The organism is Rhizobacter sp. P1_G5 (assembly GCF_056405435.1).
This window is the reverse complement of the sequence record NZ_JBFUCB010000010.1, coordinates 25,397-32,200: the sequence shown is the minus strand read 5'-3', so window position 1 is coordinate 32,200 and position 6,804 is coordinate 25,397. Positions and strand designations below refer to the sequence as shown.

At 70.1% G+C, this 6,804-nt stretch carries 7 protein-coding genes; 6 read left to right on the top strand and 1 reads right to left on the bottom strand.

Annotated features, from left to right (window positions below; all coding sequences use genetic code 11):
* Positions 1-486: 486 nt before the first annotated feature.
* A complete protein-coding gene (gene rpe / locus AC1D12_RS01820; RefSeq protein WP_047510809.1) occupies positions 487-1,170 on the bottom strand; it encodes a ribulose-phosphate 3-epimerase in 684 nt (227 codons plus the stop codon).
* Between the two features lie 83 nt (positions 1,171-1,253).
* Here rpe and apaG point away from each other — a divergent pair, with 83 nt between their 5' ends.
* The 6 genes from apaG to AC1D12_RS01790 all read left to right on the top strand — a co-directional run bounded on the left by apaG (position 1,254) and on the right by AC1D12_RS01790 (position 6,802).
* A complete protein-coding gene (gene apaG / locus AC1D12_RS01815) occupies positions 1,254-1,628 on the top strand; it encodes a Co2+/Mg2+ efflux protein ApaG (protein ID WP_047510807.1) in 375 nt (124 codons plus the stop codon).
* Between the two features lie 11 nt (positions 1,629-1,639).
* The gene (locus AC1D12_RS01810; RefSeq protein ID WP_477824981.1) at positions 1,640-3,691 is read left to right on the top strand and encodes a site-specific recombinase; all 2,052 of its coding nucleotides are present in this window, start codon (positions 1,640-1,642) and stop codon (positions 3,689-3,691) included.
* 124 nt (positions 3,692-3,815) lie between these two features.
* On the top strand, positions 3,816-5,000 hold the full coding sequence (gene mltA / locus AC1D12_RS01805; RefSeq protein WP_477838595.1) for a murein transglycosylase A: 1,185 nt from the start codon (positions 3,816-3,818) through the stop codon (positions 4,998-5,000).
* Positions 5,001-5,179: 179 nt separating this feature from the next.
* A complete protein-coding gene (locus tag AC1D12_RS01800) occupies positions 5,180-5,926 on the top strand; it encodes a MotA/TolQ/ExbB proton channel family protein (protein WP_477824979.1) in 747 nt (248 codons plus the stop codon).
* 10 nt (positions 5,927-5,936) lie between these two features.
* Positions 5,937-6,368: an ExbD/TolR family protein gene (locus AC1D12_RS01795; RefSeq protein WP_477824978.1), complete on the top strand. Its 432-nt coding sequence runs from the start codon at positions 5,937-5,939 to the stop codon at positions 6,366-6,368.
* 5 nt (positions 6,369-6,373) lie between these two features.
* Positions 6,374-6,802 carry an ExbD/TolR family protein gene (locus tag AC1D12_RS01790; RefSeq protein WP_477824977.1) on the top strand — a complete coding sequence of 143 codons (429 nt, stop codon included), beginning with the start codon at positions 6,374-6,376 and terminating at the stop codon, positions 6,800-6,802.
* Positions 6,803-6,804 lie beyond the last annotated feature (2 nt).

The following is a 6,804-nucleotide window of genomic DNA, read 5'->3' as shown; positions in this document are numbered from 1 at the left end:
GTCTCGATCGGCGCGCGAACCACGTCGACCACCTTCTTGGCCAGCCCCGTCAGCAACGCATACACGATCGCCGCGTGAAACAAAATGACAAACCCGATCCCGACGATGTGACGCCGGGGATCGCGTTGTCGCTGCGAAAAATTCATCGGACGCGAACTCCTGTGCAGATAAAGGGCCTGCGCGGCTTAGGCAAGCAGCGTGCCTGCAACAAGTACATGGCACAAAACGACCCATTAGGTACCAGTTTAGTACCAGTAATACCACCCGTCAATGCGGGCAAAACCCGAGGAAAAACCCGGAAAATCGCTTTCCTGACAAGAGGTTACGTTTTCAGCTTGCTCGCCGGGAAGCTCCCTCGAACAGGCTTCCGTGCTGGCTTGGCGTCATTCGCCAGGGCGAAAAATACCACTGTCAGGCCAGAAGAATTCACGGGGTTTTCGATTGTTTCCCCGAACAAAGCACCGTGTTGGGTCACGGCGCCCAACTTCATGCCGCCTGCAGTTCGCGCCGCATCGCATCGATGACAGCCTGGTAGTCGGGGTGGCCGAAGATCGCGCTGCCGGCGACGAAGGTGTCGGCGCCAGCATCGGCGACGCGGCGGATGTTGTCGACCTTGATGCCGCCGTCAACCTCGAGCCGGATGTCGCGCCCGCTGGCGTCGATCAGGCGGCGCGCCTGCTCGATCTTCTTCAGCGCCATCGGGATGAAGCTCTGGCCGCCGAAGCCGGGGTTCACGCTCATGATCAGCACCTGGTCGATCTTGTCGATCACGTACTCGAGCACCGACAGCGGCATCGCCGGGTTGAAGACGAGGCCGGCCTTGCAGCCCTCGGCCTGGATCAGCTGGATCGTGCGATCGACGTGCGTGCTGGCATCGGGGTGGAAGGTGACGGTGGTCGCGCCGGCCTTGCAGAACGCGAGCGCGAGCGGGTCGACCGGCTGCACCATCAGGTGCACGTCGAGCGGCACCGGCGTGCCGTCGGGGCGCACCGCGTGCCGGCGCACGGCCTCGCAGATCATCGGCCCGAAGGTCAGGTTCGGCACGTAATGGTTGTCCATCACGTCGAAGTGGATCCAGTCGGCGCCGGCGGCGATGACGTTGCGCACCTCCTCGCCGAGGCGGGCCAGGTCGGCCGACAGGATGCTGGGGGCGATGCGGAAGGTGGTCATGCGGTACTGCCGGGCTGTCGCGGAAGGGCGGGATTTTAGGCGGGCCACGAACCTGCCATGCCCGGCTCCTAGAATCCCCGTCCATGGCCCATCCTGAATTCACCTGCTCGGTCGTCGTGCGTCACCTGCCCGAGCAGTCGAACGCCGCCACCGGCCACTACGCCTTCGCCTACACGATCACGGTGCGCAACAGCGGCGATGTCGCGGCGCAGCTGATCGCGCGGCACTGGGTCATCACCGACGGCCAGGGGCGCGTCGAGCAGGTGCGCGGCCTGGGCGTCGTCGGCCAGCAGCCGCTGCTGCAACCGGGCGACAGCCACGAATACACCAGCTGGACGCGGCTGGCCACGCCGCAGGGCAGCATGCGCGGCACCTTCTTCTGCATGACCGAGGACGCGACGCCGTTCGATGCGCCGGTGCCGGAGTTCGGCCTGTCGCTCGCGTCGACGCTGCACTGACGGCCGGCGCGATGTTCGGGCGGAAGAAGGCGTCGTCGAAGGCGCAAGGCAAGGCCCGGCCGGGCCCGTGGGACCTGAGCGCGCTGCTGAACGCGGCCGACGCCTCGGCTTCGCTGCCGGAGCGCCACCTGTGGCTGATCCGCCTGCTCGAATGGCTGCGCCATGCGACGCTGCCGGCCGACGCGGCATCGACCACCGCCACGCCGATGCCGCTGCTGCGCCTGCGCCACCTGCTGAACGTGCTGGAGCGCCACCCCGAGCACCAGGCCGAGATCGCGGCGCTGCTCGCGCGCTTCTGGCGCGAGGTGGACGTGGCGGCGCTGCTGGCCGACTTCGGCTTCTCGCCGCGCCGCGACCTGTCCGGCGAACTCGGTCAGCGCTTGCGGCTGCGCCTGCTGCCCGGCACGCCGGCCACCACCGACCTGGCCGAGCTGTTCGGCCTGCTGTTCCCGCAGCCGAGCGATGCACTGTGGCTCGATGCGCTGGACGACCCGACGCTCGAGCGCCTGACCGCGCTGCTCGCCCCCGCGGCGGCAGCCTCGGCCGCACCGGCCTCCATCGGGCCGAACTGGCGCGCCCCCTTCCTCGACGCGATAACCTTCCTGGCCAGCGCGATCCGCGCGACCGGCTTCACGCCGACAGTGCGCCAGCGCATGAGCCCCGAGCTGCTGGTGTCGCAGCCGTTCCGCCAGCTGGCGCTGGTGGCCGAGCAGATCCGCGCGCACGCCGAGGGCGGCGACACGCCGGCGCTGCTGCGCGAGGCGCAGTACCTGCGCGCGCTGCTCGACACCTGCCGGCGCTGCGCCGACAGCGTGCACCTGCACCTGGAGGCGCACGGCGTGTCGGTCGACGTGGTGTTCGCCGTCGAGCAGCTGCGCGAGCGCACGCAGCGCATCGAGGAGCTGCTGATCTGCGTGCTGAGCCCGGAGCCCGGGCGCGACATCACGCGCCTGACCGCCGCGCTGGTGCGCACCGCCGAGGAGCGGCGCAGCATCCGCGCTCTGTTCGCGCGGCACTACTCGCTGCTCGCGCGCAAGGTGGCCGAGCGCAGCGCCGAGACCGGCGAGCACTACATCACCCGCGACCGCAGCGAGTACCGGCAGATGCTGCGCGCCGCGGCCGGCGGCGGCGCGGTGCTGGCCGGCACCACGTTCATGAAGTTCTTCGTGCTGGCGCTCGGGCTGTCGACCTTCTGGGCCGGCTTCTTCGCGGGCGTCAACTACGCCGGCAGCTTCGTGCTGATCCACCTGATGCACTGGACGGTGGCGACCAAGCAGCCGGCGATGACCGCGCCGGCGATGGCGGCCCGGCTCGACGACGTGTCGAACGACGCGGCGGTGGAGGGCTTCGTCGACGAGGTCGCGCACCTGATCCGCTCGCAGGCGGCCGGCATCCTCGGCAACCTCGCGCTCGTGACGCCGCTGGTGCTGACGGCGCAGTTCGCGTGGGCGGCCGCGTTCGGCGCGCCACTGATCGGCGCGAAGGACGCGCAGCACGTGCTGGACACGCTGTCGCTGCTCGGGCCGACGCCGCTGTACGCGGCCTTCACCGGCGTGCTGCTGTTCGCCAGCTCGATCATCGCGGGCTGGGTCGAGAACTGGTTCGTCTGGCACCGGCTCGACAGCGCGATCGCGTGGAACCCGCGCATCGTCGCGCGGCTCGGGTCGGCGCGCGCGCAGCGCTGGTCGCTCTACTGGCGCAACAACATCTCGGGGCTGACCGCGAACATCTCGCTCGGGCTGATGCTCGGCCTGGTGCCGGCGGTCGCGAGCTTCTTCGCGCTGCCGATCGAGGTGCGGCACGTGACGCTGTCGACCGGGCAGCTCGCCGCGGCGGTCGGCGCGCTCGGCTTCGACATCCTGCACCAGGCGCCGTTCTGGTGGTGCCTGGCCGGCATCGCGGTGACGGGCGGGCTGAACCTCGCGGTGAGCTTCTTCCTCGCGTTCAAGGTGGCGCTGCGCTCGCGCGGCATCCGGCTCACCGACCGCAGCCGCATCTACCGCGCGATCCGCCGGCGGCTGTGGCAGCGGCCGGGGTCGTTCATCGTGCCGCCGAAGGGCTGACCGCGACGGTCGTCAGCGGTCGTCGTCGCGACGCTCGCCCTTCTTGCGCCCCGAGAACATCGTCCACCACACGATCAGCAGCAGCACCGCGAGCGCGCCCAGCGCTTCGAGGAGAATCAGACCCATGACGATGTTCCCTGGCCGCGGCCGCTGGTGGATGGCGGCGGCGATTCTAGGCGCGCTCGCCGGCTGCGCGAGCCTGCAATACCCTCCCGTGGCGCCGGTTCCGCCGGAGCCGGCCGCCAATGCGCCGGCCTCCTCGACCCCGCCGACCACCACGCCCTCGCTCCCCGGCGACAAGCCGCCGGTGCTGACGCGCGCGCGCAGCCGCTGGGTCGGCGCCGCCTGGACCGACCTGCCCGGCTGGGAGTTCGACAGCACCGCCGAGCTGTGGCCCGCGCTGCTGCGCAGCTGCGAGAAGCCGGGCCCCGACTGGACCAAGCTGTGCGCCGACGCGCAGAAGCTCAGCACCATCACCGACGGCAGCGTGCGCGTATTCCTGCAGAACCGCGTGCAGCCGTGGCGCGTCGAATCGCTCGAGGGTGCGACCGAGGGCCTGATGACCGGCTACTACGAGCCGCTGGTCGAGGCGAGCCGCGTGCCGCGCGGCGCCTTCCGCATCCCCCTGTACGCACCGCCGGCCGACCTGGCCGCGCGCAAGCCCTACTGGACGCGCCAGCAGCTCGACACCGTGCCGGCCGCGAAGGCCGCGCTGCGCGGCCGCGAGCTGGCGTACATCGCCGACCCGCTCGACGCGTTGGTGCTGCAGATCCAGGGCTCGGGCCGGCTGCAGCTGACCGAGGCCGACGGCACCCGCAAGCTGCTGCGCGTCGCGTTCGCGGCGCACAACGACCAGCCGTACAAGTCGGTGGGCCGCTGGCTGGTCGACCAGGGCGAGCTGACGCTGGAGCAGGCCTCGTGGCCGTCGATCAAGGCCTGGGCGCGCAAGAACCCGAAGCGGCTCCACGAGATGCTGTGGGCCAACCCTCGGGTGATCTTCTTCCGCGAGGAGCCGCTGCCCGATCCGCAGCTCGGTCCGAAGGGCGGCCAGGGCGTACCGCTGACGCCGGGGCGCTCGATCGCGGTCGACACGCAGAGCATCCCGTACGGCACGCCGGTGTGGGTCGACGCGACCGAGCCGCTGAGCGCGACGCTGCTGCGCCGCGCGGTGATGGCGCAGGACACCGGCACCGCGATCACCGGGGCGGTGCGCGCTGWTTACTTCTGGGGGTGGGGTGATACCGCCGAGCAGCAGGCGGGTCGGATGAAGCAGCCGCTGCGGCTGTGGGTGTTGTGGCCCCGCTCCTGACGTGAAATAGACCCGGATCGACCTCCGGGTGCGGCCTTCGCAGCAACCGCTGGTGTAAGCCCAGCAAACCGCCCGCGCAACGCGGACTGCGGTCATAACGAACTGCCAAACGCTTTGTTCCCGCCGCCCGCGCGGCTGTCCACACTGCGCCTTCGCACCTTCACTTCCGGATCACCCCGATGAGCTCGTCTTCGTTCCTGCGCCGCGCGCTGCTGCTGGCCGCATCGATCTTCGTCGCCACCGCCGCCTGCGCGCAAGGCGGCGCCGCCACCGACAGCCCGTACGGCCTGCAAGCCCTCTGGACGCAGAGCGACGGTGTCGCCAGGACGGTGCTCGTGATCCTCGCGGTGATGAGCATCGGCAGCTGGTACGTGATCATCACCAAGCTGCTCGAACAACTGCGCATCGGCGGCCATGCCAAGCGCGCCGCACGCGACTTCTGGAACGCCGGCACGGTGCAGGCCGGCGCCACGCAGCTGGCCGAGCGCAGCCCGTTCCGCTTCATCGCCGAAAGCGGCCTCGCCGCGACGAAGAAGCACAGCGGCCTGCATGCCAAGGTCGACTTCAACGACTGGGTCGACCTCGCCGTGCACCGCGCGACCGAACGCGTGCAGCGCAGCCTGTCGTCGGGCCTGAGCTTCCTCGCGACGGTCGGCTCGACCTCGCCCTTCATCGGSCTGTTCGGCACSGTCTGGGGCATCTACCACGCGCTCACCGCGATCGGCATCGCCGGCCAGGCCTCGATCGACAAGGTGGCCGGCCCGGTCGGCGAGGCGCTGATCATGACGGCCATCGGCCTCGCGGTCGCGGTGCCGGCGGTGCTCGGCTACAACTGGCTGCTGCGCCGCAACAGCGCGGTGATGGACGAGGTGCGCGATTTCTCGGGCGAGCTGCATTCGGTGCTGCTGTCCGGCCAGCCCGCCTGAGGGTCGCGCGATGGCGATGAACCTGGCCGCCCCGGGCGGCGGCGGTGAAGAGCAGGTGGTGGCCGCGATCAACACCACGCCGCTGGTCGACGTGATGCTGGTGCTGCTGATCATCTTCCTGATCACGATCCCGGTCGCGAACTTCTCGGTGCCGGTGGAGCTGCCGAAGCGCAGCAACGCGCTGCGCGAGAGCACGCCGAAAGACGTGGTGATCTCGGTCGATGCGCAGGGCGGCACCTTCTGGTTCGATGCCCGCATCGCCGGCCGCGACGACCTGCAGCAGCGGCTGAAGAGGATCGCGGCGCAGACCCCGCAGCCCGAGGTGCACATCCGCGGCGATGCGCGCGGCGACTACGCGCCGGTCGGCCGCATCCTGCTGGCCTGCCAGCGCGCCGGCATCCTGAAGGTCGGCTTCATCACCGAACCGCCGCCGAGGGGATGAGCGCGATGCAACGCACGAAGAAGACACGCCGCACGCTGGTCGTCGAGGAACCGGTGGCCGACATCAACACGACGCCGCTGATCGACGTGATGCTGGTGCTGCTGGTGATGCTGATCATCACGATCCCGATCCAGCTGCACAACGTGAACCTGCAGCTGCCGGTGGGCACGCCGCCGGTCAGCGCAGTGAAGCCCGAGGTCGTGACGATCGCGATCGACGGCGCGAGCACGGTGCACTGGAACGGCACGCCGCTGCGCGATGCGCGCGAGTTGCAGGCGCGGCTGCAGGCCGCTGCCGCGCAGGCCGAGCCGCCGGAGCTGCACGTGCGCCCCGATGCGCACACCAAGTACGACCGCTTCGCCGAGGTGATGGTGGCCGTCGACCAGGCCGGGCTGCACCGCATGGGCGTCGTCGGCAGCGAGCAGTTTGAATGACA